The organism is Paraburkholderia sp. SSBN10T (assembly GCF_056619545.1).
Genome location: NZ_JBWQQI010000035.1, coordinates 1 through 26,235 on the forward strand (window position 1 = coordinate 1; position 26,235 = coordinate 26,235).

A 26,235-nucleotide genomic window follows, 5' to 3' on the forward strand; every position below is an offset into this window, starting at 1 on the left:
CGCCTCGATTCCCGCACCCGATTCGCGCCACGCGCAGATGTCGGCGAAAACCGGCATGCGCATTGTCGAGATGGTGTGGGAGGACCTGAAGCCGTCGGACATCCTCACGGCCGGCTCGATCGACAACGCGGTGACGACGTGCCTGGCGCTGTCGGGCTCGACCAATGCGATCGTGCACATGATCGCGCTGGCGCGCCGCGCGGGCATCGACCTGAGCCTGGAGCGCTACGACGCCATCTCGCGGCATACGCCGGTGCTGGCGAACATCCGCCCGACCGGCGCGTACCTGATGGAGGATTTCTTCTACGCGGGCGGGCTGCAGGCGATGCTGGCCGAACTGGGCGAGCTGATCGACCGCACGCAGAAGACGGTGAACGGACGCACGATAGGCGAGAACCTCGAAGGGGCGAAGATCTTCAATGACGACGTGATCCGCCGGCGGGCGACACCGCTGCTGCCGGACAACGGGCTGGCGGTGCTGCGCGGCAACATCGCGCCGGACGGGGCGGTGATCAAGCCGGGGGCGGCCGATCCGAAGCTGCACGTGCATACGGGGCGGGCGGTGGTGTTCCGGGACTACAACGACATGGCGGCACGCATCGACGACGAGGCACTCGAGATCGACGAGAGCTGCGTGATCGTGCTGCAGCATGCGGGCCCGGTGGGAGCGCCGGGGATGCCGGAGTGGGGCCAGTTGCCGATACCGAAGAAGCTGCTGCAAAAGGGCGTGCGCGACATGCTGCGCATCTCGGATGCGCGCATGAGCGGCACGAGCTACGGGGCGTGCGTGCTGCATGTGGCGCCGGAGTCGTTCATCGGCGGGCCGTTTGCGCTGGTGCAGGACGGCGACCTGATCGAACTCGACGTGCCGCAGCGCAGGCTGAACGTGCTGGTGCCGGACGAGGAGCTGGCGCGCCGCAAGGCCGCGTGGGTGGCGCCGGCGCCGCGCTTCACGCGTGGCTACGGAGCGATGCACCAGGTGCACGTGATGCAGGCCAACAAGGGGTGTGATTTCGACTTCCTGCAGCGCGACGGCACGACCCAGGCGGGCGGCGAGCCGGAGATTCACTGAGCGATTCGCTCAGGGCCGCGGGACGTTTGCATCATGTCTCGCGGCCGTTGCATGCCTGATGCCGCTAGGCATTAATAGCCGACGCGGTACACCCGTCCCGTCTGCGCCCCTTCGACGCTACGCACATACGCCTGCGCGGCGCGCTGCGCCGTTACTGCTTCGAAGCCGCGGAAAAACGGCGCGTATGCTTCGAGCGATTCCGTCAGCACGGTTGGGCTCACCACGTTGATACGAATGCCGCGCGGCAATTCGATCGCCGCACCGCGTACGAAGCCTTCCAATGCAAGATTGACGGTGGTCGCGTTCGCGCCCAGGCGGATCGGCTCATCGCCGACAATGCCGCTCGTCAGCGTGAACGAGCCGCCGTCGTTCACATACTGCTGCGCAGTGAGCACGACATTGATCTGGCCCATCAGCTTGTCGCGTAGGCCCACCCAAAACTGCTCGACCGTCATCTCCGGCAGCGGCCCGAAATGCAGCTTGCCGGTGGTGGTGACGACGCCATCCACCTTGCCGATCTCGCGGAACAGCTTTTCGATGCTCGCGGGGTCTGTGCTGTCGACGCGATATGCGCCGCGTGTCGAACCCACCTCGATCACTTCGTTGCGAGCTTTCAATTCAGCGCTCACGGCCTGGCCAAGCGTACCCGTTGCACCAATGACGACGATCTTTTTCATGTGCCACCCTAAATGTTAAATGTGGCCTTCATTGTCCGCATGACGCGCGACGGGAAACAGGGGCTGTGGTTTGCAGGTCCTTAAACTTGGGGTTTCGAATTAGCAAAGTGCAAACCGCAAGACGCGAAGCTCACCGTCACGTGTGCAACCTGTTGCCCTTCAAACGCTGCGCACAACGCGCACCCATGCTGGAGCGGGTTACAGAGCAGGCAATCAAACGCATGTCGCATGCGAAGCCACGCGGCGTACCTATTTCACGCGCTGCAATTCGATCAGGCGCGTGGGCCGCATATGGTTGAGCGCATAATGAATTCGCCCACGGTCCCGACGGCTGCCTGCAGGGCGTGGATCGTCGAACTGATGGTCTTCGTCGTACGCCGCTTGCGGCTCGATCATGCCTTTGTCCACTACCGCATAGCCGGGCTCCAGCGCGAGCAGCAGATGATTGCCGCCCACCCGGCTATCGAAACCGGCAAGGCCGTCGCGCGCTTCAGGCACGCTGTTTACGAGCGTGGCGTTGCTGGTGGTGATCTCGTCCGGCCCAATCGGACTGTATCCGGCGAGCCGTGCTGCTTCGAGATTCTTGCCGTCGGTCCCCACGGTACTGTCGTGGGTGCTGTCGTTGTACAGATCCATGTTGCTTGGACCGCCGACGCCAGATTTGCTAACGGTGTTGGCAGGCTTGCCAGTGTCGCTGTTCATCATGCTTTCTCCTCGAAGACGACATCGGAAACAAACAGCAAAACTTGTTCCCGGGATCCCCGATGCGAGGTGCACACCTTCCGGTTTATGCCTCCCGCGCGCGCCGACATTCTTTTGATTTTTTTTTAATCAAGGCGTATTTTCTACAGAGTATGATCATACTCCGACGAGCAGGCGGGGTTTCAATAAACGGCTTCTGCCAAGCCGTTATTAGAGAGCCGGTGAGAGACGGCGCCGCGCTGCTCGGACCCCTACATGAGGCAGTCAGGGTGGGTGACACATGCACTTCGATGCTGCATTTACACATCGCGGCTACTTACTAAACTGCGCGCCGGCGCGAGCGGGAGACGGAACTTGGCAACCTTATGTGGTGATCTCCCGTTCGAGCGACGGCGAGCTGGTCGCCAACCGGTTTTTCCCGACCGATTTCCGCTTTGTCGACGAAGCCGCCGCGATCGCGCATGCGCGCGACTGGGCGGTGCGCTGGATCGACGCCAGCAGCGTCACGATATGACGCAGCTTGCGTGGATGTAGCGCTGCACGAGCAGCGGGAAAACGCGGTAATCTCTGGGGACAATTCACTCTAACCGTGCTTGCCGCACGGCCGCCGTCCTCACCATGTCAAATCGTCCTTCCCGCAACTGGGGCCTCGAGCAGATCGTCGCGGAGTTGCGCGCCTCGCGCGAGCAACTGCATCGCACCCGCCATCCGCGCGGCATTCGCGAACTGCCGTCACGCGATGCGGTGATCAGTATCGTCACCGGCCTGCGCGCCGCGCTTTTCCCGACCCACTATGGTGCACCCGACCTGACCGACGAGACTGTCGATTATTACGTCGGCCACACGCTCGAAAGCACCTTGCGGTTGCTTGCCGAACAGATTCGCCGTGCTTTGCGCTTTTTGCCCGAACATGGCGAGACACCCGATGCGATGCTCGCCGAGCGCGCCTTCGAAGTGGCGCGCGAATTCGGCAACCAGTTACCGGCTATCCGCGCGCTGCTGGTCAGCGACATCCAGGCCGCTTTTACCGGCGACCCGGCCGCGCAGCACATCACCGAAATCCTGCTCTGCTATCCAGGCGTCTGGGCGATGACGCATCATCGTCTCGCCCACGCGCTGCACCGGCTCGGCGTGCCGCTGCTGGCACGCTTTATCAATGAGATCGCACACTCGGCCACCGGCATCGACATTCACCCCGGCGCGCAAATCGGACCGAGCTTTTTCATTGACCACGGCACGGGTGTGGTTATCGGCGAGACCGCCATCATCGGCGAGCGCGTGCGCGTGTATCAGGCCGTCACGCTCGGCGCGAAGAGCTTTGCGGCGGATGTCGACGGCACGCTCGTCAAGGGCAATGCGCGCCATCCGATCGTCGAAGACGACGTGGTGATCTATGCGGGCGCGACGATTCTTGGCCGCGTGACGATTGGGCGTGGTTCGGTGATCGGCGGCAATGTGTGGCTCACGCATAGCGTGCCGCCGGGCAGCAGCGTCTCGCAAGGCAAGGTTCGCGAAGGCGATCGCAACGACGAAGCGCGGCGCTGATATCGGCACTGCCGCGTCCTCGCTAGCACGCTCGGCCTGGCTTTAAGTATTCGCCACCGCCACGACACCGGGATTGCCGACGATCGAGAGGAACTCGCGGCGGGTCGACGGATCGGTACGAAACGTTCCGAGCATGCGCGAAGTGACCATAGTGACGCCGGCCTTATGCACGCCGCGCGTCGACATGCATTGATGGGCCGCTTCTAGAATCACGCCGACCCCCTCGGGTTGCAGCACTTCGTTGAGCGTATCGGCGATCTGCACGGTCATCTTCTCCTGGATCTGCAACCGCTTGGCGAACGCGTCGACGAGCCGCGCCAGTTTCGAAATGCCCACCACGCGGTGGCCCGGCAGATAGGCAACGTGCGCGCGGCCGATGATCGGCACCATGTGATGCTCGCAGTAACTTTCGAAGCGGATGTCTTTGAGCACGATCATTTCGTCGTAGCCATCCACTTCCGAGAAGGTGCGCGCAAGGAGTTCGCGCGGATCCACCGAATAGCCGGCGAAGAATTCCTCGTACGACCGCACCACGCGTGCCGGTGTGTCCAACAGGCCTTCGCGCTGCGGATCGTCGCCCGCCCAGCGCAGCAGCACGCGCACGGCCGCTTCCGCTTCGTCGCGCGTCGGGCGCCCCTGGGCTTCACTTTGCTTGGTCTTCTTTGCCTTGCTGCTCATCCTTGGTACCTCCGGGTCCGCGTCCGCGCGTTGAATAGTTGAATAGGGGGCAGACGCTGCCAGCCATTGTTCCATGTTTTACGCTGCGGCGTGCGTGGCACAACTTGCGCGAACCCGGCCACCGCTGCGCGACTCCGTTATCCCAAGGTGTGTGGCCTATCTCGGCCATTCGTCCATCGCATCGTTGAACAGTTCGGCGACGATGCCGCGTAGCCAGCCCGCCCGCGGATCGTTATGAAACTTGCGATGCCAGTGCTGCTTCAAATCGAAGCGCGGCAGTTCGAGCGGCGGCTCGACGAGCGTGATGGAGGCGTGCTCGGAGACATACGCAAAGCCGATTGCATGCGGCACCGTGGCGATCAGGTCGGTGCGTGCGAGGATGAACGGCAGGCTCATGAAATGCGAAGTCTCCAGCACCGCACGGCGCCGGATGCGCTTTTTCTCGAGAAACTGTTCGAGGACTTCCTGGCTGCGGCCTTCAGCGCGCACTACCGCATGCCCGCAGGCGACGAACTGCGACAGCGTGAGCGGCTCGCGCGAAAGCGGATGGCCGCTGCGCATCAGGCAAATGAATCGATGCGTGAAGAGGCGCTGTTGAAAGAAGTTGTTGCCGGACAGATCGGGGAAGTAGCCGACCGCCAGATCCACGTCGCCGGATTCGAGGCCGCGTTCGATTTGCGACGGCGGTAGCGAGACCGAACGCAGATTTGCATGCGGTGCGCGTTCGGCGAATAGCTGCAGCAGACGCGGTAGAAATACGATTTCGCCGACGTCGGAGAGGGCGATGGAAAACGTGTGCGTGCTGGAAGCCGGTTCGAAGTCTTGTGCGTCGAGCATGCCCTGCTCGATGCGCAGCAGCGCCTCGCGTGCTGCTGGGATGAGCGCGAGCGCCCGCGGCGTCGGTTCCATGCCACGCGAAGTGCGCACGAAGAGCTGATCGCCGAAGTATTCGCGCAGCCGTCCAAGCGCGGTGCTCACGCGTGGCTGGCTGACGCCGAGGCGTTCCGCCGCGCGGCTCACGTTGCGGGTTTCCTCCATCGCTACGAGGTAGGGGATCAGGTTCAGGTCGAGTTCGGACATGCGGACGGAGACGAGGGAGTATCGGGAAAGCGTATACACCGTACCGCCGAAATCGCACTTTCGTATATTGGGGAAAGCGCCGAGGATGGTTCGATTTTCTGGTTATCTGTGCGTCAGGCGAGCGCGTCGCGCCATTCTTCCAACGCGTCGCGTACTTGCGCCACTACCGTGTCCCACTGGCCTAGCTCCGTTTGCCGGAACAGGCGCATGGATGGATACCAGGGACTATCGGTCCGATTGTTGAGCCAGCGCCAGTCCGCATAGGCCGGCACGAGCACCCAGACTGGCCGCCCGGCCGCACCGGCGAGATGCGCTACCGAGGTATCTACCGTGATTAGCAGGTCGAGCGTACGGAGTATGGCCAGCGTATCGATGAAGTCGTCGATGGCCGGTCCCAACGTATGGATATCCAGCGTATCCGCGAGGCGCTCGCCTTCGCGTTCACGCTCGCCTTTCTGCAAAGCAAACCAGGTCACCGCCGGCAATTCCAGCAGCGGCATTAGCACGTCAAGCCCCACAGACCGGTAACGGTCAAAAATGTAAGTGGAACTCCCCGCCCACACCAGGCCGATGCGAGGCCGCCTTGCATGCTGGTTGGCCGGCGCTGACGCTTCAATGTGAGTTCGCCAGCGATCGATCTTTTCCGATGGTGCGAACAGGTACGGTATCTCCACGCCAGGGAGCATCGACAAATCGAGGCCCATATGTTCTGGAATTCTTAACAGATGCGCCCAGTAGTCGTATGGTCCAGGTGGCATCTCAGTCAGAACAGCCCGCACCGACTGCATGGTCGCCGCCACTGGAGCAACCCGCCCGCTGACGAGCAAATCGACCGTTGCCCCTTGCCGGTGCAGCCATGCGGCGAACCGGATGCACTGTATCTGGTCGCCGCTGCCCTGTTCGCCAACCAGCAGGAACTGTCGTCCCGTCACCGGTTCGCCGTTCCATTGCGGAAACTTCGGAATGGCCAGGCTCTCTCTCGTTTCAGGGAGCGCATAGAACGCTTTGAGCCGTGCCCAGCCTTCTTTGAATGCGCCGCAAGCGAGCTGGAGCGTGGCCAGGTGATATTGCATCACTGGGTTATCCGGCATGAGTCGCGCCGCTTCCAGGCTGTGCGGCAGACTCTCCTCTATCTTCCCGCGGACACTCAGCGCGTGCGCTGCATAGTGATGCAGCGCGGCGCGTGCCGGATCGATCGCGAGTCCCTGGCGGGCAACGCTCAGTGCGTCGCTGAAGCGGTCATTTTTGTAGAGCACATAAGACAGGGCTTCCAGCGCATCGACGTAGTCGGCAAAACGGCTTCTGATCTGCGCGACCGCTTCATCGAGCGGCCCGGTGCGGTTGACCTTTGCCAATGCCTCCACCAGGTCGATCCCGTCTCTCGGATGCGAGGGATCGAGTGCCCAGGCGCGTATCCAGAAGTCCGCTGCGTCTTCTGTTTCCCCGAGTTCCGTATTGATGTGCGCCAGGGCGCGAATCGCGTGATGCAATTTTGGTTCTAGATCAACAGCCCTTTTGTAGTGGACTTTGGCTTCGAGAATGCGGCCCGACTGTCGCAGACAATCAGCGAGGTTGCGGTGTAGCGTCGCCGTGCCTCCCCCGAGATTGATGGCGCGGTGATAGAACGCTTCGGCCTGGATAGGCTCGCCTCTCAATGCAGCAATCAGTCCCGCATGCTCCCACAGTTCAGGGCGATCGGGGGCAGCCAGCACGGCGCGTTCCATATAGGTCCGCGCTTCGTCAATCTCGTCCAGATGCACGCTGGCGAGCGCTGCCCGGTGCAGCGCGTGCGCGTCGTTGGGAGGCGCTGCCAATACCTTTCGGGAATGACTCGCCGCTTCACTCGTGCGCTGCACCGGGAAGACGTTGACGTGTTCGATCATCGCGCCGGCTAGCAGGCAATCATCCCCGGGCTACACATGCCACCTGATTGATCGGGCGGAGTATTGAACGCGCGGATCGTAGCGTTAGCCACCGCTGTCTTGGCTGTCACTCTGGCATACCAGGTTGTCCCGCCACCCATGCGATAACCCACACAGGATGCAGGCACCCCGCCTGTCATGCTCGACGTGCAGTCAGGTGACACCATCGATGCCGTGCCGTCTTTGAGTTCCAACGTTGCGACATCGTTCGACGAAGCCGACTTGAGGTTGAAGGTTGTCGTCCATACGCTGTTGACCTTTAAGCTACGCGGTCCTGATGGAACATCGAGCGAAAAATATTGAACCTCGCCCTTGGCCAACGGGAATCTCAATCCATACAGGGCCGTGTAATCGTCGCCAAGATCGGTGACTAGCAGGGCGGCGACATTGACGAGGCGCGACGTCGTGCTCACCGCTCCATTCGCGTCGGTTGTGGTCAAGGTAATCTGATACCCGCCGGGGAAGTCATAATTCACCACCGGATTGGTGGAACGCGTCACGACCGTGTCGGGCTTCCCGTCGCCGAACTTCCAGCTCCATGAGCGGATTGGCACACCACCCCGTGCTGTCGACAGGTCCGTACAGGTCAATTGCATGAGGTACGGGCTTTGCTTGCAGGTGAAGTCTGCCGCAGCCGGGATCTTTCCGGACTTCGCAGCCGTGACTGCCGCGGTCGCATCTACGATGCCTGGACCGATCGGTTGATCCGGTTTTTTGGGCGTAAACGGCTGGGCGGTTTGCTGGATGAGCGTCCGCATTTCTGCAACGCTCAGAGGCCTGGGGGCGACGGATTGCACCAGTGCCGCCACGCCGCTGACCATCGGCGCGGCCTGCGATGTACCGTCCAGTTGGTTATAGCCTTCAGTGCCAGGTGCGGTCGTCCCATTGTTATAGGTGGACCATATGTTGCTGCCAGGCGCTGCGATATCGACAGTCGGGCCGAAGTCCGAATTCACCCATTTCGAGGAATCGGAATTGATGGCTCCAACCGTAATGACGTTGTGGCAGTTGGCGGGTTGAACGGTCGATGCGTCGGTTGCATAGTTGCCTGCGATGACAACCACCACGGCGCCTCTGCCCGTAGCATCGTCGATGGCGTTTTGCAGCGACGCCTGGCAGGTTCCGCGCGCATAGAGGCTGATGTTGATGACCTTCGCAGGGTTCGGGTTGACTGGCGCATTTGACACAGTGCCGCCCGCAGTCCATCTGATGCCGTCCGCGATGTCGGATATATAGCCGCTGCCACAGTTGTTGACGGTTCGAGCGGAGACCACTTTGGCGGCAGGCGCAATTCCAGCGATACCCACGCCGTTATTTGTGGTTGCAGCCATGATGCCCGCCACATGCGTTCCGTGCCATGTAATCGCGCAGTTCTCTCCGGCCTTGTTGGCCGGTTGCGTGCCGTCTCCGCCTCGGTTGCCGTACGTGCCGGTGGTGAAATCGTAGCCAGGCAGAATGTTCGGGTTCAGATCGCTGTGGCCCACAATGCCGCTATCCACCACGCCGATCACGACCCCTGCGCCGTTCGCTATGTCCCACGCGCCTTCCGCGCGTATCCCCGCTGTGACGACTCCCGGCTTCTGATTCGAACTGAGCGCCCACTGCTTGCTATATAGCGGATCGTTCGGCGTCGATCCGATCGTCATCACCGTGTCGGGTTCAACGGACTCGACGTCAGGGTCCGAAGCGACTGCGCGCATGAATGCCTTGGCTTCCTTGGCGTTCAGTTTGCGCTCTGTTGTGACGACGTCCGATCCGCTACCCATACGTCGCACATGGTGCGCCTTGGCGGGGAAAGCGTTCGCCAGCCTGTCGAGTTTTGCCTGGGCTGCCCTGGTCGAGTCACGCTCCGAGGTGCCGGTTTTGTATCGGACGATGAAGCGGTCGGTAGGCGTATCGGCAGCAATGCTGCTCGTATCCATCTTCAACGACGTCGCCAGTGGGACCGTGCTGGAACTGGCGGCGCTTGCCGCAGCCGCTAACTCGGCTGCGCCTTGCGCGGCTGGCGTTGCTTCGGAAGTCGAAGTATCGCTGCTGCCCCCGCCACACGCGGTAAGCGCGAGTGAAAGCGAAAAACAAGCGCTGCCAGACAAGGCGCGAAGAACGCTTGCTTGCAACCGCGTCGGGTTGACTGTGCCAACTGTGTCGCACAAATCGGTCGGCCCGCCCTTATGTCTCTTTGTTTGCATTGTTCGTTCATCCCTCTCGCGGTTCATCAAGCCGGCTCACCGTCCTCGATGTGAGTTTTGGCGCTGCGGGTTGATATCGTGAGCGCGACCCGCATGCCTATTGGCTGCCAGATTTCGGCAAAGATTTTTAAATCAATATTCCTAACTAATTAATGGGTATTCCGCACGTTGCCTGCCGACGTGCTTCCTCAATGAGTTCGCAAACCACCTTCGCCTACGGCGAATCCTGTAGAGGATAATAATTATCCTGAATAAGATAAAAAATCAGGCGCTTCTTTTCGTTAGTCAGAAGATTTACCTGGTGCGTGAGATTTCGGCTCGCCGCCCGCCAGGGCGTGAGGCGGATGGCGTTCCTGGGGGCGCTCTGTGGGACAGGCTAATCAACCGCCTCGCTGTACATTCCCGCGGAAAAACGGATCATGGATACCCCCGCCTTGACAAGCGGAACAGCCGCCTTTCATAATGCGCCAATGCGTTCGCTAAACGAATCAGTGTTCGTGTAACGAACAAATTGCGCCTTCACCGGATCTGGTAGGCGTGCCATGACCAGGACGTGGAGACCGTCTCGCGTGTGATCCAACACGGTTCGCCGGAGAAGGCGTGCCGCTAAGGCTCGAGCGGCTCGGTGCGTCCCAAAGGGAATCCGACATGATCAACAAGATTTTCGAGTCACTTCAGTCGGCGGTTGCCGATGTCCACGACGGCGCGACTGTCATGATCGGCGGCTTCGGCACGGCCGGCATGCCGTCCGAACTCATCGACGCCCTGATCGAGCAGGGCGCGCGCGAACTCACTATCGTCAACAACAATGCGGGCAATGGCGACATTGGCCTCGCCGCGTTGCTCAAGGCGAAGCGCGTGCGCAAGATCATCTGCTCGTTCCCGCGCCAAACCGATTCCTATGTGTTCGACGCGCTCTACCGCGCCGGTGAAATCGAGCTCGAACTCGTGCCGCAGGGCAATCTCGCCGAACGCATTCGCGCGGCAGGCGCGGGCATCGGCGGCTTTTTCACCCCCACGGGATACGGAACGAAGCTCGCCGAGGGCAAGGAAACCCGCCTGATCGACGGCAAGCATTACGTGCTCGAAGCACCGTTGCACGCGGACTTCGCGCTCATCAAGGCATTCAAGGGCGATCGCTGGGGCAACCTGGTCTACCGCAAGACGGCGCGCAACTTCGGCCCGATCATGGCGAGCGCAGCAAAAACCGCTATCGTGCAAGTCTCCAGGGTGGTGCCGCTCGGCGAGCTCGATCCCGAGGAGATCGTCACGCCCGGCATCTTCGTGCAACGCGTGATTGAAGTGCCGCAAGCCACACATCAAGCCGAGCTTGCTGCTGCGACGGCCGCCTGAGCACACCTGAGGACACCCGACATGAAAAAACTGACCCGCGATGAAATGGCGAAGCGCGTCGCCCAGGATATCCCCGAGGGCGCGTATGTGAATCTCGGCATCGGCGTGCCGACGCTGGTGGCCAACCACCTCGCCGCGGACAAGGAAATCTTCCTGCACAGCGAAAACGGCTTGCTCGGCATGGGCCCGGCGCCCGCGCCCGGCGCGGAAGACGACGAACTGATCAACGCCGGTAAGCAGCATGTCACGCTGCTTACCGGCGGCGCGTACTTCCATCATGCGGATTCGTTCGCGATGATGCGCGGCGGCCACCTCGACTTTTGCGTGCTCGGCGCGTTCCAGGTGTCGGCCAAGGGCGATCTGGCAAACTGGCACACTGGTGCGCCGGACGCGATTCCGGCGGTCGGCGGCGCGATGGACCTGGCAATCGGCGCGAAGCAGGTCTATGTGATGATGGAGCACCTGACCAAGCAGGGCGAGAGCAAGATTGCCGCGCAGTGTTCGTACCCGGTGACGGGTGTGGCTTGCGTGGACCGCATCTATACGGATCTGGCCATGATCGACGTGACCGCGGATGGCCTCGTGGTGCGCGAGATCTTCTCGGATATCGATTTCGACGCGCTGCACAAACTGACCGGCGTTCCGCTGATCGACGGTACCCAGGCCGCACGCGCCGCGTGACCTTGGCGCGGCGTTTGGCGACAATGGTGGCCAACGCCGCGCGCCGCACCGGTCTTGCCATGTACCGCGCGGACCCGATCTCTTTCTCTGTTTTACCGAATCCACCATGCTCGAAGCCAGTGCCCGCCTGACCGGCCTCCTCTGCGGCACGCAGCCGATGAACGACATCTGGTCGCCGCGCGCGACGCTGCAAAGGATGCTGGATGTCGAGGCGGCACTGGCGCGGGCGTCGGCGGCGCACAAGGTCATTCCGCCTGCGGCGGTGGCGGCGATCGAGGCGGCATGCCATGCCGATCAACTCGATGCCGAGACCCTGGCGCGCGACGCCGCGCTCGGCGGCAACCTCGCCATCCCGCTCGTCAAGCAACTGACCGCACGCGTCAAGGCGGCGGACGCCGAAGCGTCGAAGTACGTTCACTGGGGCGCGACAAGCCAGGACATCATCGATACCGCGACCGTCCTGCAACTGCGCGATACCTTCGACCTGCTTGAACATCACCTGCATACCACCTGTGCGGCGCTTGCCGCGCAGGCGCGTAGGCATCGCGCCACGCCGATGATCGGCCGCACCTGGTTGCAGCAGGCCTTGCCGATCACGCTGGGCCTGAAGTTCGCACAGTGGCTCGACGCCTTGCTGCGCTATCGCGAACGGCTCGATGAGCTGCGCCCGCGGGTGCTGACGCTGCAATTCGGCGGTGCGGCCGGCACGCTCGCGAGTTTGCGCGACGCCGCCCCGGCGGTGACCCAGGCGTTGGGTGAAGAGCTCAACCTGAGCGTGCCCGCCGTGCCGTGGCATACGCAACGCGATCGCATCGCTGAAACCGCTGGCTGGCTCGGCATGCTGATCGGCACGCTCGGCAAGATCGCCCGCGATATCTCGCTGCAGATGCAAACCGAACTCGGCGAACTGGCCGAACCGGCCGCGGCCGGCAAGGGCGGCTCGTCGACCATGCCGCACAAGCGCAATCCGGTCGGCTGCGCGGCCGTGCTGAGCGCGGCGACGCGCGCGCCCGGTCTCGTCGCCACCGTGCTGAGCGGCATGGTGCAGGAGCATGAACGCGCCCTCGGCGGCTGGCAGGCTGAATGGGACGCGTTGCCCGATCTTGCCCGCCTCGCAGGCGGTGCGCTTGCCAACATCGAACAGATCGTGAGCGGCCTGGACGTCAACGTCGCGCGGCTCGCGGCCAATCTCGAGGTCACGCATGGCCTGATTCTCGGCGAAGCGGTGATGCTCGCGCTCGGCGACAGCATTGGCCGGCTCGAGGCGCATCATCGGGTCGAGCAGGCGTCGAAGACGGCGGTGCAGACCGGTCTAAGGCTCTTCGACGTCCTCGCGGCCGACCCCGCTGTCACGCAACATCTTTCGGTCGAGCAACTGCAACGGCTGCTCGATCCGGCTCAATATGTCGGTCAGGCGCATGCCTATGTAGACGCCGTGCTTGCGTTGCATTGCGCGCGCGCCGACCGTGCCACTTCTCAGGAGTAACAGAATGCCCTACGCCGCAGTCAACGGCATCGAGCTTCACTATCGGATCGACGGTGACCGGCACGGCCATGCGCCGTGGCTCGTGCTGTCGAATTCGCTCGGCAGCGATATGTCCATGTGGACGCCGCAAGTCGCCGCACTCTTGAAACAGTTTCGCGTGTTGCGCTACGACACTCGCGGCCACGGTCACTCGGAAGCGCCGAAAGGCCCCTATACGATCGACCAGTTGAGCGGCGACGTGCTCGGCCTGATGGATACGCTGAAGATTGCCAAAGCGCATTTCTGCGGTATCTCGATGGGCGGCCTGACCGGTATCGCGTTGGCGGCGCGTCATGCGGACCGCCTTGAGCGGGTCGTGCTGTGCAATACCGCCGCGCGCATCGGCTCGCCGGAGGTGTGGGTGCCGCGAGCCGAACGGGCGCGCAAGGAAGGGATGCTGGCGCTCTCGGAAGCGGTTTTGCCGCGCTGGTTCACCGGCGAATTCATTGCGCGCGAGCCGCTGATGTTCTCCGTGATCCGCGATGTCTTCGTGCATACCGACAAGGAAGGCTACGCCAACAACTGCGAAGCGATCGACGCAACCGATTTGCGTCCCGAAGTGTCCGGCATCAAGCTGCCCGCGCTGGTGATCTCGGGCACGCACGATCTGGCGGCGACGCCGGCCCAAGGCAAAGAACTCGCCGCCACCATTGCGGGCGCGCGTTATGTCGAACTGGACGCCTCGCATATTTCCAACATCGAGCGGGCCGACGCCTTTACGAAGACCGTACTCGACTTCCTCACGGAGCCGCAATGAACGACGATGAACGCTACGAAGCCGGAATGAAGGTGCGCCGTGCGGTGCTGGGCGAAGCGCACGTCGACCGGTCTTTGGCTAACCGTACCGAGCTCACGGAAGAGTTTCAGAATTTCATCACGCGTTATGCATGGGGCGAGATATGGACGCGCGAAGGTTTGCCGCGCCACACGCGCAGTCTTCTGACGATCGCCATGATGGTCGCGCTTAATCGCAGCGAAGAACTCGCGTTGCATCTGCGCGCGGCAAAGAACAACGGCGTGACCCGCGACGAGATCAAGGAAGTGCTGCTGCAGACCGCGATCTACTGCGGCGTGCCGGCTGCCAATTCGGCTTTCCATCTGGCCGACAAGCTGTTCCGCGAAGACGACGCTGCAAAGGCTTGAGTGCCGCGGCGGCGCGCTGTATCGGCTCGATACAAGAAGCACAAGAAGCGCGGGCATCGCACCGCGCTCATGACGACAGGAGACAGCCATGACAGGTACGGCACTTGGCCCCACCCGCACGCTCGACGTGCAGAAATTTATCGACGACCGGCGTTTCTCGCCGTATCAATGGTTCGTCTTGATCCTATGTTTTCTGATCGTCGCAACTGACGGTTTCGATACCGCCGCGATCGGCTTTGTTGCGCCTTCGCTGGCGCAGGAATGGCATGCCACCAAGGCGGCGTTGGCGCCGGTGATGAGCGCGGCGCTGGTTGGCCTCGCGATTGGCGCGCTCGCAGCGGGGCCGCTCGCGGACCGCATCGGCCGCAAGAAAGTGCTGGTGGGATCGGTGCTGATATTCGGCGCGCTCAGTATTGCGTGCGCGTTCGCCGGCTCGGTGACGGAGCTGGCGGTGTTGCGTCTCCTGACCGGCATCGGTCTTGGCGCGGCAATGCCGAACGCCACCACGCTGACCTCCGAATATGCGCCCGCTCGCAAGCGCTCGTTTCTGGTCAACACGATGTTCTGCGGGTTTACCGTGGGCGCGTCGGCCGGCGGTCTGGTCGCGGCGGCGCTGATTCCGCATTACGGCTGGCGCAGCGTGTTCGTCGCGGGGGGCGTCATGCCGATCGTGCTGGGCTTCGTGCTGATCGCCTTGCCCGAATCGATCCGCTTTATGGTGTTGCGCGGCTGGTCGGTTGAGCGGATCGCTGCGGTGCTGCGACGCATTGCGCCGAACGAGTCGTTCGACAACGTACGTTTCGTGTTGCCGGAAGATCCCGCCGTGCAGCGCAAGACCGGCGGCTCCGTGGTGCTTTCGGCGCGGTTCAGGACCGGCACGATCATGCTCTGGATTACATATTTTTCCGGGCTGCTGGTCTACTACATGCTGACGAGCTGGCTGCCCACCTTGATCCGCGATACGGGCTTCACGGTGCGGCAGGCCGCGCTCGTCACCGCGCTCTTTCCGTTTGGCGGCGGGGTCGGGTCGATTGCGGTCGGCTGGCTGATGGACCGTTTCGAGCCGCATCGCGTGATTGCGATTACCTATGTGCTGACGGGCCTGTTCGTGTGGATGGTGGGGCAGCAGTCGGGCAGTCTCGTGTGGCTCGCGGCCATTACGTTCATCGCGGGCGTTTGCATGAATGGCGCGCAGTCGTCGCTACCCACCTTGGCCGCCGCGTTCTATCCGACTAGCGGCCGGGCCACGGGCGTCGCGTGGATGCTGGGCGTCGGGCGCTTCGGCGGCATTCTCGGGGCGTTCTCCGGTGGATTGCTGCTGCAGGCCAACATCGGTTTCAGCACGATCTTTGCGCTGCTGGCTGTGCCGTCGCTGATCGCAGCGGGGGCGTTGATGGTGAAACGCTCCGCCGCGCATCGGGCGGCGGCTGCGGACTTACCGCCGGAAGTGGCCTGAGGAGCGGGCTGAGAAAAGCAGCCTGAAAAGTGGCAACCCGGCCGGCTAAGACGCGTTCTCGCGCGCGATGCCGGCCTCTTCAACGGGCACCTGCGCCAGCACCGCCCGCAACACCGTTTCCTTGATGACCTCGCGCCAGTGCGCGAGCGCCGCCTTGTCCATCAGCGTCTCGCCGAGGAACGCACTCAGCGTGTACTGGTTGGCGTTATAGAAATACCCCAGCGATGCAATCATGATGTAAACATCGCGCGCCGCGATGCTACCGCGAAACACGCCTTTCGCCTTGCCCGCATCCAGCACCTTCTGGACCACGGAGATGGCATAGCCGGAAATATCGCGCAGCTTCGAAGACTTCTTGGCGTGCTTGCCCTGATGCAGATTTTCGCTCGACAGGAGCGTGACGAACTCGGGATGGTCGAGGTAGTACTGCCAGACGAACTCCACCACCTGATGCAGCCCGCGTACCGGATCGTCGAGGTCCAGATCGAGCCGGCTTTCGGCTTCGTTGAACTGCGAATAGATCGTCTCCAGCACTTCGACGAACAACTGTTCCTTGCTGCCGAAGTAGTAGTAGATCATCCTGTCGTGCGAGCGCGCAGCTTTCGAAATGCTCTCGACCCGGCCGCTCGCATAGCCTTGCTTGGCAAACACCTTGATGGCGGCCTTCAGAATCTTGGCGCGCGTATCCTGGGCCTGCTTCGCACGGATGCCGGTGGCGCCCGTCTTGCGGGCGGCAGTTGGACTCATGGGCTGCCTCGATTCTTTCTGTTAGGTTCTGGTGCATCGATACAAAACACAGCGCACAACAGCATGCATATCGCTGCGGGGCGGCAATCTTCGACGCCGGCCCGCTGCCATGATACAGCCGGGACTCGGCCCGGCAAACGGTTCATCAATCGAATACCGGAGATTCGACACCCAGCACCTTATGCAGCTTGGTGCTGGTTGTCGTGTACTGCATATGAATCTTCTTGTCTGGGAAAATATAGGGTGCTGCGCCGAACGCCGCCAGTGCAGCTTCATGGAAGCCGGACAGGATCAATTTCTTCTTGCCGGGATAGGAATTGATATCGCCGACTGCGAAGATGCCCGGCACATTGGTTTCGAACTTCTCGGTATCGACGCCCACCTGTTTGCGCTCGATGTCCAGCCCCCACTGGGCGATCGGCCCAAGTTGCGGGGATAGCCCGAAGAACACCAGAAGGTGATCGAGTTCGAGCGTGCGCGTCACGCCGTCGCCGCCTGTCACCTTGATGCGATGAAGCGCTTCATGATTGTCTTCGAAGCCGCTCACCTGGCCGACAAGAGATTGCATGCGCAGTTCGTCGCAGAGCGCGCGCATTTTCGCTACCGAGGCGGGCGCGGCGCGGAATTCATCGCGCCGGTGCACGAGGATCACGCTTTGTGCGATATCCACGAGATTCAGCGCCCAGTCCAGCGCGGAATCGCCGCCGCCGCAGATCACAACGTCCTTGTCGCGGAACAGTTCCGGATCGCGCACGCGGTAGAACAGTTGCCGTCCGTGGTGCTTGTCGATGCCGCTCACTTTCAGCGTGCGTGGCTGGAACGAGCCTACGCCGGCAGCAATGAAGATGGTCCTGGTGACAAACTCGGTGCCTTTGCTGGTGCGCACGAAAAAGCGCCGGTCTGCCAGACGCTCGACGATCTGCACTTCCTGGCCGAGATGAAACGTCGCGCCGAACGGTTCGATCTGCTTGAGCAGATTGTCGGCAAGCTCTTGCCCCGTGCAGATCGGCACTGCGGGAATGTCGTAGATCGGCTTGTCCGGGTACAGCTCGACGCATTGACCGCCCACTACCGGCAGCGAATCGACGACATGCGCCTTGATTTCCAGCAGGCCCAGCTCGAACACCTGAAAGAGGCCGACCGGCCCTGCACCGACGATCAATGCGTCGGTCTCGATGGGCGATGGCGGTTCGGCGTGGGTGTCCGGCGTGTGGTGAGAGGTGGGGTGGTCAACAACTTCGTTCATGGGTTTCTCCTGCGGTTGGTTGAGTGAGGAACAACGAGGGAACGATGAACCGTGCGCGCATCTGGGTGACGCAGCGGCATGGCGAAATCAGAGTGTTCATAGGCGGTGGTGTTGAACGGGGCATGGCGCGGCTCAACGCTCGAGCAGGTGCAGTTTGTCCGTCACGTCCTTCCAGGCGTCGGCGTCGGGCAAGGGATCTTCGCGTTTGCTGAGCACCGGAAACACGCCGGTCAACTCGGCGTTGAGCGCCGTGAATGCCTGCTGGTCTGCAGGGAGGTCTTCTTCGGCGTAAATTGCGTTGACGGGGCACTCGGCCACGCAAACCGCGCAGTCGATGCATTCGTCCGGATCGATCACCAGCATGTTCGGCCCGGCGTGGAAGCAGTCCACCGGGCAGACGTCCACGCAATCGGTGTAGCGGCAGCGGATGCAGGCTCCTGTCACGACATGAGTCACGGCGAAACTCCTTCTGCACAGGGCTGCGACGCGGAGATTGGCGCGCCGCAACATGATGGGCGACCAGGAAAAGACGTTGCGCAGTCTATTTTGATCGAGTAGATTTCAATCAAGTTTGGTGTAGCAGATACTACACGAACGGTGAGTGACCGCAACATTTTTAAAAATGCGAGCCGCTGCGTGTCACACGAATGTGCCTTGAAACAAGGGCTATTTCGTCAGCCGGGCAGGACCCGTTGTAATGTCGTCGTATGGGAACCCCAACATGACTGAGCATACGAAGGTCGATTTCGGTGCAGACCGCGTGGATGGCGAAACCGCCTCCACGCCCGGTCCCACCGTGCTCGAAAAAGCGGCGCCCCGCAGCGAGCGGATGGCGTCGAACAAGATCGAATGCAATGCCTGTCCGGTGCTGTGCCAGATCTCCGAGGGCCGCACCGGGGCGTGCGACCGCTACGCGAATGCGGACGGACGGCTGATCCGCGTCGATCCGGTGGTGTTCATGACGCGTTCGTCCCTGGTAGGGCCTGGCGCTGAAGAAGCCGCGGCGATCGAATTTGGTGCATCGTCGCAGGCGCATGGCGGCGCACTGACGGATGTTCAGGGCGAGGCGCTGTTCGTGACCGGCGTCGGTGCGTCGTCCACCTACCCAGACTACAAGCCAGCGCCTTTTATCGTTGCTTCGAAGCACAACGACGTCGATATGGTGACGGTCGTCACCGAGGGTATCTTTAGTTACTGCAGTTTCAAGGTCAAGATCGACACCGACCGTTTTCTCGGGCCGGAGCAGGCGAATGTGCGCTGCCAGGGCGAAATGGTCGGCCATGTCACCACCGCCGAATACGGCTCGCAGATGCTGAGCCTCGGCGGTGTCCATCATTTGACGGGCGGCAGCAAGAAAGAAGGCCGCGTGACCTGCGACATGATGCTGGCGCTCGGCAACAAGCAGGCAGTGGAGTTGACCATCGACGGCGGTGCGAGTCTGGTGATCCGCGCCGGCGCGGCGCCCATCGTGGATGGTGTCGAAGAGCAGCGCATGCGGGTGGGTTGCGGCTCCGCCACCATCGGCATCTTTGCCAAACAATGGTTCGGCCATGTCGACGAGGTGGTGGTGGTCGACGATCACATTACCGGTGTGCTGACCGAACATCAGGCGGGGCGGTGTCTCGGCATGACACGTTCGGGTCTGAAGATTCGCGGCCGCAAATCGACGCCGGGCCGCTACTTCCAGGTGGCCAATCCCGGCACGGGTTGGGGCGGCACCGATATTCAGGACCCGCTGGCGATCATTGAAGGCTTCGATCCCACGGTTGCGCGGCCCGGCATGCGCTTGCTGATGGTCTCGACCACCGGCGAGCACGCGCAGTGGTACGAGCTCGACGCCGCACTGGTGCCGCGCATGATGGAGATGCCGGACGCGGTGCGGCGTACCGTGGAGCGTATCGGCGAAAACTGCGAACCGTCACTGGCGACCGTGTTGTTCCTGGGCGGTGCGGGCGGCAGCTTGCGCGCCGGCGCCACGGAGAACCCCGTGTTGCTGACGCGCGCCATCAAGCAGCGGCTCGTGAACGTGACATGTGGCGGTGCGCCGGCCTACGTATGGCCGGGCGGCGGCATTACGGTCATGGTGGATGTGACGCGCATGCCGGACCGTTCGTTCGGTACGGTGCCCACGCCGGCGATCGTCGCGCCGATCGAGTTCACGATGAGCTATGACGCGTACCGCGATCTCGGCGGCCATCTCGATGCCGTGCGTTCGCTCGAAAGCGTGCTGGCGAATGGCCCGGATCATCTCGAAGGAGCGCCGCTGGCACGCCGCACCTTGGCGCGCCACCCCGACAACCCATGGCCGCCCGGCGTGCCGCCGATGCTGGGATGACGCACATGACCGCGACCCGCGCACCGTTGGACGCTACACGCTGGCATTTGCAGCACGGCCCGATCGATCTGATCATCGGCGCGGATGGCGATGCCGCGGCCGTGCGCGCTGCGCATGAGGCTTGCTGGCAGCGCTTTACGACGATCCTCGACGAGTTGGTAGCGGAGCTGCCTGCACTGAGACGGCCGGTGCCGCGCGATGCCTCGAACCGGCCGTGCGAGGGCAGCGTCGCAAGCCGCATGTGGGATGCGTGCTATCCGCACCGCGCCCGCTATATCACGCCGATGGCCGCGGTCGCGGGCAGCGTCGCGGATGAACTGATCGCAGCGTTCGCGCGTCCCGGCGTATCGCGGGCGTTCGTCAACAACGGCGGCGACATCGCGTTGCATCTGGACGAACGGCAGCACTACCGGATCGGCGTGTTCGCGGATCTGGCCGCGTTTGCGCAGACGCGCCCGGCGGGAGGACTCAAGCTCGACGCCAATCTGACGCTTGATGCGGCGCAGCCGGTGCGTGGCATTGCGACGAGCGGCTGGCGTGGCCGCAGTTTTAGCCTCGGCATTGCGGATAGCGTCACGGTGCTGGCCCGCAGCAGCGCCGCTGCTGACGCCGCCGCAACGATGATCGCCAACGCGGTGGATCTGAAGCACGCGGATATCGTGCGTCAGCCGGCGTCCTCGCTGAAAGACGATAGCGACCTCGGCGACCTGCTCGTGACCGTCGATGTGCCGCCACTGCCGCAACCGCTGATCGATTTCGCCCTCGCGCGAGGTGCTCAGGAAGCGGCCCGCCTGCATGAGCAAGGTTTGATTGAAGGCGCCGCGCTGTTTTTGCAAGGACGGGTGCGTGTCGTCGGCATGGCCGCGCCAGGTGCGCTCGCTTCAAGCGCAAAGGGCGGCATGGGCCTGACCGGCGGCGCGAGCGCCGCCCACATTTCCCATAGCGCCCGTCGACCCCATTACCCAACGGAGGCTCCGTGTTCGAAATCCGCCGCGTGCTGACGCACGTCGAAGACATCTTTCATGAGTTTGGGCCACCGCCGGCGCAGCCGTTGCGCAAGGGCGCGATTGCGGCGGTGATGAACAATCCGTTTGCAGGCCGCTATGAAGCGAACATCGAACACGCCATGGAAGCGCTCAAGCCGATCGGCGTCGATCTCGCCCAGCGGTTGCTCGCCGCGATGGCGGTGCCGCACGCCGCCATCGAGAGCTACGGCAAGGGCGCGATTGTCGGTGCGGCGGGCGAGCTGGAGCACGGCGCGCTGTGGCACGTGCCGGGCGGCTATGCGATGCGCGAATTGCTCGAGAAAAACGGCGTGCCGACCAACGCCATCGTGCCGTCGACCAAGAAGGTCGGCGCACCGTCGACCGCACTCGATGTCCCGATGACCCATGTGAACGCGAGCTATGTGCGCAGCCATTTCGATGCGCTCGAAGTTCGCGTGCCCGGCGCGCCGGCCGCGGACGAAGTGGTTTTTATCCTCGTCATGAGCACCGGGCAGCGCGTGCATGCGCGTGTCGGCGGTCTGGCGAAAGAGGCGATCGTCGGCAAGGACGGCCTGCGCTAGGCCGCTGCGACGTCGCGGCCAAGGCAGCAAAGTAATCGCAGCGCAAGCAGCAACAGCGAACCCATACACGGAGAGCGAAATGGCAATCAAGCTTCGCAAGCTGGTAGTGCAGGTGGACGAAACACGCATTGAAATGGGGCAGACGATCGAGCCGCCCACGCGCCGCGCGGTCGCCATCGCCGTGATCGAGAATCCCTACGCGGGCCGCTTCGAGCCGAAGCTCGATGCGCTGATCGATGCCGGGGAAGAGCTCGGCGCGCTGCTCGGCAAGAAGTGCGTCGAGGCGCTGGGCATCGCGCCGGGCGAGGCGCACAGTTACGGCAAGGCCGCGATTGTCGGTGAAGCGGGCGAACTCGAGCATGCCGCCGCGATCCTGCATCCGAAACTCGGCGCGCCGCTGCGCGCAGCCGTGGAGAAGGGCGCGGCGCTGGTGCCGTCGGCGAAGAAGATGGGCACGCTCGGTACGGCAATCGACGTGCCGCTCGGCCACAAGGACGCCGCCTTCGTGCGCAGCCATTTCGACGCCATCGAAGCGCGCGTCGCCGATGCGCCGCGCGCCAACGAGATCGTAGTGGCGGTGGCCGTGACGGCTTCGGGACGGCCGCTGCCGCGCATCGGTGGATTGCAGGCAGGCGAGATCAAAGGGGAAGACGGTTTGCGCTAGATTAATTCGCTGGTACTGTGCTGCTGCGTGAGGTGTGGGCTAACTGCTGCGCATGAGATGGATTGCAAGCCGCTGAGGATTACGATGCTTTCGAATCTGCTGGTACAACTGGTCAACGGGCTCGCCGACGCGTCGACGCTGTTTCTGGTCGCCGCGGGCCTGTCGCTGATCTTCGGCGTGACGCGCATCGTCAACTTCGCGCATGGCTCGTTCTATATGTTCGGCATTTATGTCGCCTATAGCCTCGCGAGCCGCTTCGGTCAGACGACAGGCGGTTTCTGGTTTGCGGTGCTGGCCGCCGCGTTGGCCGTCGCGGTGCTCGGCGCGCTGGTCGAAATGATCGTGCTGCGGCGCATCTATCAGGCGCCTGAGCTGTTCCATCTGCTGGCTACCTTCGCGCTGGTGCTGATTTTTCGCGACGCCGCGCTCTGGCTGTGGGGCCCCGAAGATCTGTTCGGACCGCGTGCTCCGCATCTGGCCGGCGCGGTCGATCTGCTCGGCCATCCGTTGCCTACCTACGATATCGCGCTGATCGTGATCGGCCCGCTCGTGTTGCTGCTGCTCTGGTACGCGCTCACGCGCACGCGCTGGGGCACGCTGGTGCGGGCGGCGACCCAGGACCGCGAGATGCTCGGCGCGCTCGGGATCAATCAGGCGTGGCTGTTTACCGGCGTGTTTTTTGTCGGCGCGTTTCTGGCGGGACTGGGCGGCGCCTTGCAGGGGCCGCGCATGTCGGCGAATCTATCGCTCGATCTGGAGACCATCGGTAACGCGTTTGTGGTCGTGGTGGTGGGCGGCATGGGGTCTATACCGGGTGCGTTCGTCGCCGCGTTGCTGATCGCCGAGATCAAGGCGCTGTGTATCGGCATCGGGCACGTGTCGATTGGCGGGATCGATTTTTCGCTGAGCCGCTTTACGCTGGTGGCGGAGTTTGTCGTGATGGCGGTCGTGCTCGTCGTGCGGCCCTGGGGATTGCTGGGCCGCGCAAGTGCCGCGGTGCGCGGCATGGCCGCGCCGGAAGCGCCGCTGCGGCCTGCGGGCAAGCGTCTGAAATGGCTGGCGGTGGCGGTGCTCGCAGCGCTGCTGCTCGCGCCGCTGGCTGCCAAAGCGTTTCCGTATATGCCGATCCTGCTGGTCGAGATACTGATCGCAGTGCTGTTTGCCACCAGCCTGCACTTCATCATGGGACCGGGCGGCATGCACTCGTTCGGGCACGCGGCGTATTTCGGTCTGGGCGCTTACGGCGCGGCGCTGTTTCTCAAGGTGCTCAACTTGCCGATGGAAGCCGCACTTCTGCTTGGACCGTTGCTCGCGCTCGGCGGCGCGCTGGTGTTCGGCTGGTTTTGCGTGCGTCTGTCCGGCGTGTATCTCGCCATGCTGACGCTCGCGTTTGCGCAGATCGTCTGGTCGGTGGTGTTCCAATGGGACGATGTGACCGGTGGCAGCAACGGCGTGCTCGGGTTGTGGCCGTCGAACTGGCTGTCCTCGCCGGTGGCCTATTACTACCTGACGCTCGTCTGTGTCGTGATTTGCGTCTGGCTGCTGCGGCGCATGCTGTTTTCGCCGCTCGGTTATGCGATGCGGGCTTCACGCGATTCCGGTCTGCGTGCCGAGGCGATCGGCATCGACGTCAAGCGCGTGCAATGGGCATCGTTTGTGATCGCTTCGGTGTTTTGCGGCCTGGCCGGTTCCTTGTACGCGTTTTCGAAAGGGACGATTTCTCCGGAAGTCATCAGCGTGAGCCGTTCCGTCGACGGGCTCGTGATGGTGCTGCTAGGCGGCCTGCAGACGCTGACCGGGCCGATTGCCGGCGCCGCGATATTCACGTGGCTGCAGGACGCCGTGGCGCGTCAGACCGATTATTGGCAGGCGCTGCTGGGCTTTACGATCCTGCTGCTGGTGATCGCGTTCCCGCAAGGCATCGTAGGTTTCATTCGCGAGCGCTTTGGCGACGACGACAGCAGCACGAAAAACGGTCACGCGGGCGGGATGAGCGACGCGCAGCGCAGCAACAGCAGTCCGGTGTCAGCGCCGCCCTCGCAAGCTGCCGCGATGAAGGAGGGTCTATGAGCCTCTTGCGCGTCGCAGGCCTGTCGAAATCGTTCGGCGGTCTCAAAGCCGTCGATGACGTCTCTTTCGAACTCGAAGCCGGTCAACTGCTCGCGTTGCTCGGCCCGAACGGCGCCGGCAAATCGACCTGTTTCAACATGGTCAATGGGCAACTGAAGCCGTCCGCCGGTTCGATCCGCCTCGACGATCAGGAGCTCGTCGGCATGCGGCCGCGCGATATCTGGCGGCTCGGCGTGGGCCGCACGTTCCAGATCGCCGCGACCTTCAATTCGATGACGGTGCTCGAAAACGTGCAGATGGCGCTGGTCTCGCGCGAACGCAAGCTGTTCGGTCTGTGGAAGCCGGCCGGCTCATGGTTCGCCGATGAAGCGTTCAGCCTGCTCGAACAGGTCGGAATGGCCGCCGACGCGCATCGCGCCTGCGGCGTGCTGGCCTATGGCGACGTCAAACGCGTCGAGCTTGCCATCGCCATGGCGAACCGGCCGAAGCTGCTGCTGATGGACGAACCGACCGCCGGCATGGCGCCGAAAGAGCGCAACGACCTGATGGCGCTGACCAAGCGCCTCGTCACCGAGCACAAGATCGGCGTGTTGTTTACCGAGCACAGCATGGACGTGGTGTTCGCCTATGCCGACCGCATGATCGTGCTGGCGCGCGGCAAGCTGATCGCCGAAGGCAGTGCGGAGGCGATCCGCAACGATGCGCGCGTGCAGGAAGTCTATTTCGGCACTGGCAAGACCTTTCAGGCGCATGCGGCGCTCGACTATCACGACGGCCAAAGCGGTCATCGAGGGGCGCTGCAATGAGCGAGCCGATGCTGAAAGTCTCCGGCCTCAACGCGTTTTATGGCCGCGCCCACATCCTGTTCGACGTCGGCCTTGAAGTGGGGCGCGGCGAAGTAGTGGCGTTGATGGGCCGCAACGGCGCGGGCAAATCCACCACCATGAAAGCCGTCATGGGCCTGCTGCCGCGCCGTCAGGGCGAAGTGCGGTTTCGCGGCACCGACATTTCGACACTGCAGCCGTATCGGATCGCCCGCATGGGGATGGGTTTCGTGCCCGAGGACCGGCGTGTGTTCTCCGATCTCACCGTGATGGAGAACCTCGACGCGGGCCGGCAACCGCCGCGCGAAGGCGCGCCGCAGTGGACACCGGACAAGCTGTTTCGCCTGTTCCCCAACCTCGGCGAAATGCCCAAGCGCCCCGGCGCCCAGATGAGCGGCGGCGAGCAGCAAATGCTGACCGTCTCGCGCACGCTGATGGGCAATCCGTATCTGGTGCTGCTCGACGAACCGTCGGAGGGCGTGGCGCCCGTGATCGTCGAGCAGATGGCGAACATGATTCTCGAACTCAAGCGCGAAGGGCTGTCGATCCTGTTGTCCGAACAGAACCTGCACTTCGCCGAGCTGGTCAGCGACCGCGCGTATGTCCTCGAAAAAGGGCAGATTCGCTTTAGCGGCACGATCGGCGAACTCGCGAAGAACGAAACAGTCAGACGCGCTTACTTGAGCGTCTGATTCCTGCGACGCGGTTCACGTATCCGGCGATGTGCCGGCGCCTGGCCGCCTCGGATAGTCGTAGCGA

25 protein-coding genes are annotated in these 26,235 nt (G+C 63.0%); 16 read left to right on the forward strand and 9 right to left on the reverse strand.

The features are described from left to right. Positions 1-1,072: dihydroxy-acid dehydratase domain-containing protein (locus tag AC1ECK_RS34275; RefSeq protein WP_480327355.1), on the forward strand; the 1,072-nt coding region annotated here is incomplete at its 5' end. A 71-nt stretch (positions 1,073-1,143) separates the two neighbouring features. Here AC1ECK_RS34275 and AC1ECK_RS34280 read toward each other — a convergent pair. Next, positions 1,144-1,749, reverse strand: a complete 606-nt coding sequence (locus AC1ECK_RS34280) for a short chain dehydrogenase (RefSeq protein WP_480327357.1) — start codon at positions 1,747-1,749, stop codon at positions 1,144-1,146. 249 nt (positions 1,750-1,998) lie between these two features. Continuing rightward, positions 1,999-2,451: a DUF3005 domain-containing protein gene (locus AC1ECK_RS34285; RefSeq protein ID WP_480327475.1), complete on the reverse strand. Its 453-nt coding sequence runs from the start codon at positions 2,449-2,451 to the stop codon at positions 1,999-2,001. Between the two features lie 280 nt (positions 2,452-2,731). Between AC1ECK_RS34285 and AC1ECK_RS34290 the strand changes: the two genes are divergently transcribed. After that, the gene (locus AC1ECK_RS34290; RefSeq protein WP_480327359.1) at positions 2,732-2,965 is read left to right on the forward strand and encodes a hypothetical protein; all 234 of its coding nucleotides are present in this window, start codon (positions 2,732-2,734) and stop codon (positions 2,963-2,965) included. Positions 2,966-3,069: 104 nt separating this feature from the next. After that, the gene (gene epsC / locus AC1ECK_RS34295) at positions 3,070-3,996 is read left to right on the forward strand and encodes a serine O-acetyltransferase EpsC (protein WP_480327361.1); all 927 of its coding nucleotides are present in this window, start codon (positions 3,070-3,072) and stop codon (positions 3,994-3,996) included. Between the two features lie 42 nt (positions 3,997-4,038). Here epsC and folE read toward each other — a convergent pair whose 3' ends face one another. The 4 genes from folE to AC1ECK_RS34315 all read right to left on the reverse strand — a co-directional run bounded on the left by folE (position 4,039) and on the right by AC1ECK_RS34315 (position 9,598). Then, the gene (folE, locus tag AC1ECK_RS34300) at positions 4,039-4,674 is read right to left on the reverse strand and encodes a GTP cyclohydrolase I FolE (RefSeq protein WP_480327363.1); all 636 of its coding nucleotides are present in this window, start codon (positions 4,672-4,674) and stop codon (positions 4,039-4,041) included. 156 nt (positions 4,675-4,830) lie between these two features. Further along, a complete protein-coding gene (locus tag AC1ECK_RS34305; RefSeq protein ID WP_480327365.1) occupies positions 4,831-5,754 on the reverse strand; it encodes a LysR family transcriptional regulator in 924 nt (307 codons plus the stop codon). 113 nt (positions 5,755-5,867) lie between these two features. Next, a complete protein-coding gene (locus tag AC1ECK_RS34310) occupies positions 5,868-7,637 on the reverse strand; it encodes a hypothetical protein (RefSeq protein ID WP_480327367.1) in 1,770 nt (589 codons plus the stop codon). Positions 7,638-7,645: 8 nt separating this feature from the next. Then, positions 7,646-9,598 carry a S8 family serine peptidase gene (locus AC1ECK_RS34315; RefSeq protein ID WP_480327477.1) on the reverse strand — a complete coding sequence of 651 codons (1,953 nt, stop codon included), beginning with the start codon at positions 9,596-9,598 and terminating at the stop codon, positions 7,646-7,648. A gap of 915 nt (positions 9,599-10,513) precedes the next feature. Between AC1ECK_RS34315 and AC1ECK_RS34320 the strand changes: the two genes are divergently transcribed. The 6 genes from AC1ECK_RS34320 to AC1ECK_RS34345 all read left to right on the forward strand — a co-directional run bounded on the left by AC1ECK_RS34320 (position 10,514) and on the right by AC1ECK_RS34345 (position 16,023). Next, the gene (locus tag AC1ECK_RS34320) at positions 10,514-11,218 is read left to right on the forward strand and encodes a 3-oxoacid CoA-transferase subunit A (RefSeq protein ID WP_480327369.1); all 705 of its coding nucleotides are present in this window, start codon (positions 10,514-10,516) and stop codon (positions 11,216-11,218) included. Between the two features lie 21 nt (positions 11,219-11,239). Next, entirely contained in the window at positions 11,240-11,899 is a 660-nt protein-coding gene (locus AC1ECK_RS34325; protein WP_480327371.1) for a 3-oxoacid CoA-transferase subunit B, read from the forward strand. Between the two features lie 106 nt (positions 11,900-12,005). After that, positions 12,006-13,385: a 3-carboxy-cis,cis-muconate cycloisomerase gene (locus AC1ECK_RS34330; RefSeq protein WP_480327373.1), complete on the forward strand. Its 1,380-nt coding sequence runs from the start codon at positions 12,006-12,008 to the stop codon at positions 13,383-13,385. A 4-nt stretch (positions 13,386-13,389) separates the two neighbouring features. Continuing rightward, positions 13,390-14,181, forward strand: a complete 792-nt coding sequence (gene pcaD, locus AC1ECK_RS34335) for a 3-oxoadipate enol-lactonase (RefSeq protein ID WP_480327375.1) — start codon at positions 13,390-13,392, stop codon at positions 14,179-14,181. Continuing rightward, the gene (pcaC, locus tag AC1ECK_RS34340) at positions 14,178-14,567 is read left to right on the forward strand and encodes a 4-carboxymuconolactone decarboxylase (protein ID WP_480327377.1); all 390 of its coding nucleotides are present in this window, start codon (positions 14,178-14,180) and stop codon (positions 14,565-14,567) included. The genes pcaD and pcaC overlap by 4 nt, the downstream gene beginning before the upstream one ends. Positions 14,568-14,655: 88 nt before the next feature. Further along, a complete protein-coding gene (locus AC1ECK_RS34345) occupies positions 14,656-16,023 on the forward strand; it encodes an MFS transporter (RefSeq protein ID WP_480327379.1) in 1,368 nt (455 codons plus the stop codon). 45 nt (positions 16,024-16,068) lie between these two features. On the opposite strand, the gene AC1ECK_RS34350 is transcribed toward AC1ECK_RS34345, so the two are convergent. The 3 genes from AC1ECK_RS34350 to fdxA all read right to left on the reverse strand — a co-directional run bounded on the left by AC1ECK_RS34350 (position 16,069) and on the right by fdxA (position 18,472). Then, complete coding sequence (locus tag AC1ECK_RS34350; RefSeq protein ID WP_480327381.1) at positions 16,069-16,770, reverse strand: TetR family transcriptional regulator; 702 nt, start codon at positions 16,768-16,770, stop codon at positions 16,069-16,071. Between the two features lie 145 nt (positions 16,771-16,915). After that, positions 16,916-18,016 (reverse strand): NAD(P)/FAD-dependent oxidoreductase, encoded by a 1,101-nt coding sequence (locus AC1ECK_RS34355; RefSeq protein WP_480327383.1) that lies wholly within the window; start codon positions 18,014-18,016, stop codon positions 16,916-16,918. Positions 18,017-18,148: 132 nt separating this feature from the next. Continuing rightward, positions 18,149-18,472 (reverse strand): ferredoxin FdxA, encoded by a 324-nt coding sequence (fdxA, locus tag AC1ECK_RS34360; RefSeq protein WP_480327385.1) that lies wholly within the window; start codon positions 18,470-18,472, stop codon positions 18,149-18,151. 265 nt (positions 18,473-18,737) lie between these two features. Here fdxA and AC1ECK_RS34365 point away from each other — a divergent pair, with 265 nt between their 5' ends. The 7 genes from AC1ECK_RS34365 to AC1ECK_RS34395 all read left to right on the forward strand — a co-directional run bounded on the left by AC1ECK_RS34365 (position 18,738) and on the right by AC1ECK_RS34395 (position 26,168). Continuing rightward, entirely contained in the window at positions 18,738-20,351 is a 1,614-nt protein-coding gene (locus tag AC1ECK_RS34365; protein WP_480327387.1) for a 6-hydroxynicotinate reductase, read from the forward strand. 5 nt (positions 20,352-20,356) lie between these two features. Then, positions 20,357-21,352, forward strand: a complete 996-nt coding sequence (locus AC1ECK_RS34370; protein WP_480327389.1) for a UPF0280 family protein — start codon at positions 20,357-20,359, stop codon at positions 21,350-21,352. Next, positions 21,328-21,918 (forward strand): amino acid synthesis family protein, encoded by a 591-nt coding sequence (locus AC1ECK_RS34375; protein WP_480327391.1) that lies wholly within the window; start codon positions 21,328-21,330, stop codon positions 21,916-21,918. The genes AC1ECK_RS34370 and AC1ECK_RS34375 overlap by 25 nt, the downstream gene beginning before the upstream one ends. Before the next feature lie 79 nt (positions 21,919-21,997). Then, positions 21,998-22,582, forward strand: coding sequence for an amino acid synthesis family protein (locus AC1ECK_RS34380; protein WP_480327393.1), 585 nt, complete (start codon positions 21,998-22,000; stop codon positions 22,580-22,582). Positions 22,583-22,666: 84 nt separating this feature from the next. After that, a complete protein-coding gene (locus tag AC1ECK_RS34385; RefSeq protein WP_480327395.1) occupies positions 22,667-24,652 on the forward strand; it encodes an ABC transporter permease in 1,986 nt (661 codons plus the stop codon). Beyond that, positions 24,649-25,458: an ABC transporter ATP-binding protein gene (locus tag AC1ECK_RS34390; protein ID WP_480327397.1), complete on the forward strand. Its 810-nt coding sequence runs from the start codon at positions 24,649-24,651 to the stop codon at positions 25,456-25,458. The genes AC1ECK_RS34385 and AC1ECK_RS34390 overlap by 4 nt, the downstream gene beginning before the upstream one ends. Next, positions 25,455-26,168, forward strand: a complete 714-nt coding sequence (locus AC1ECK_RS34395; protein ID WP_480327399.1) for an ABC transporter ATP-binding protein — start codon at positions 25,455-25,457, stop codon at positions 26,166-26,168. Before AC1ECK_RS34390 ends, AC1ECK_RS34395 begins: the two co-directional genes overlap by 4 nt. Positions 26,169-26,235: the final 67 nt, after the last annotated feature.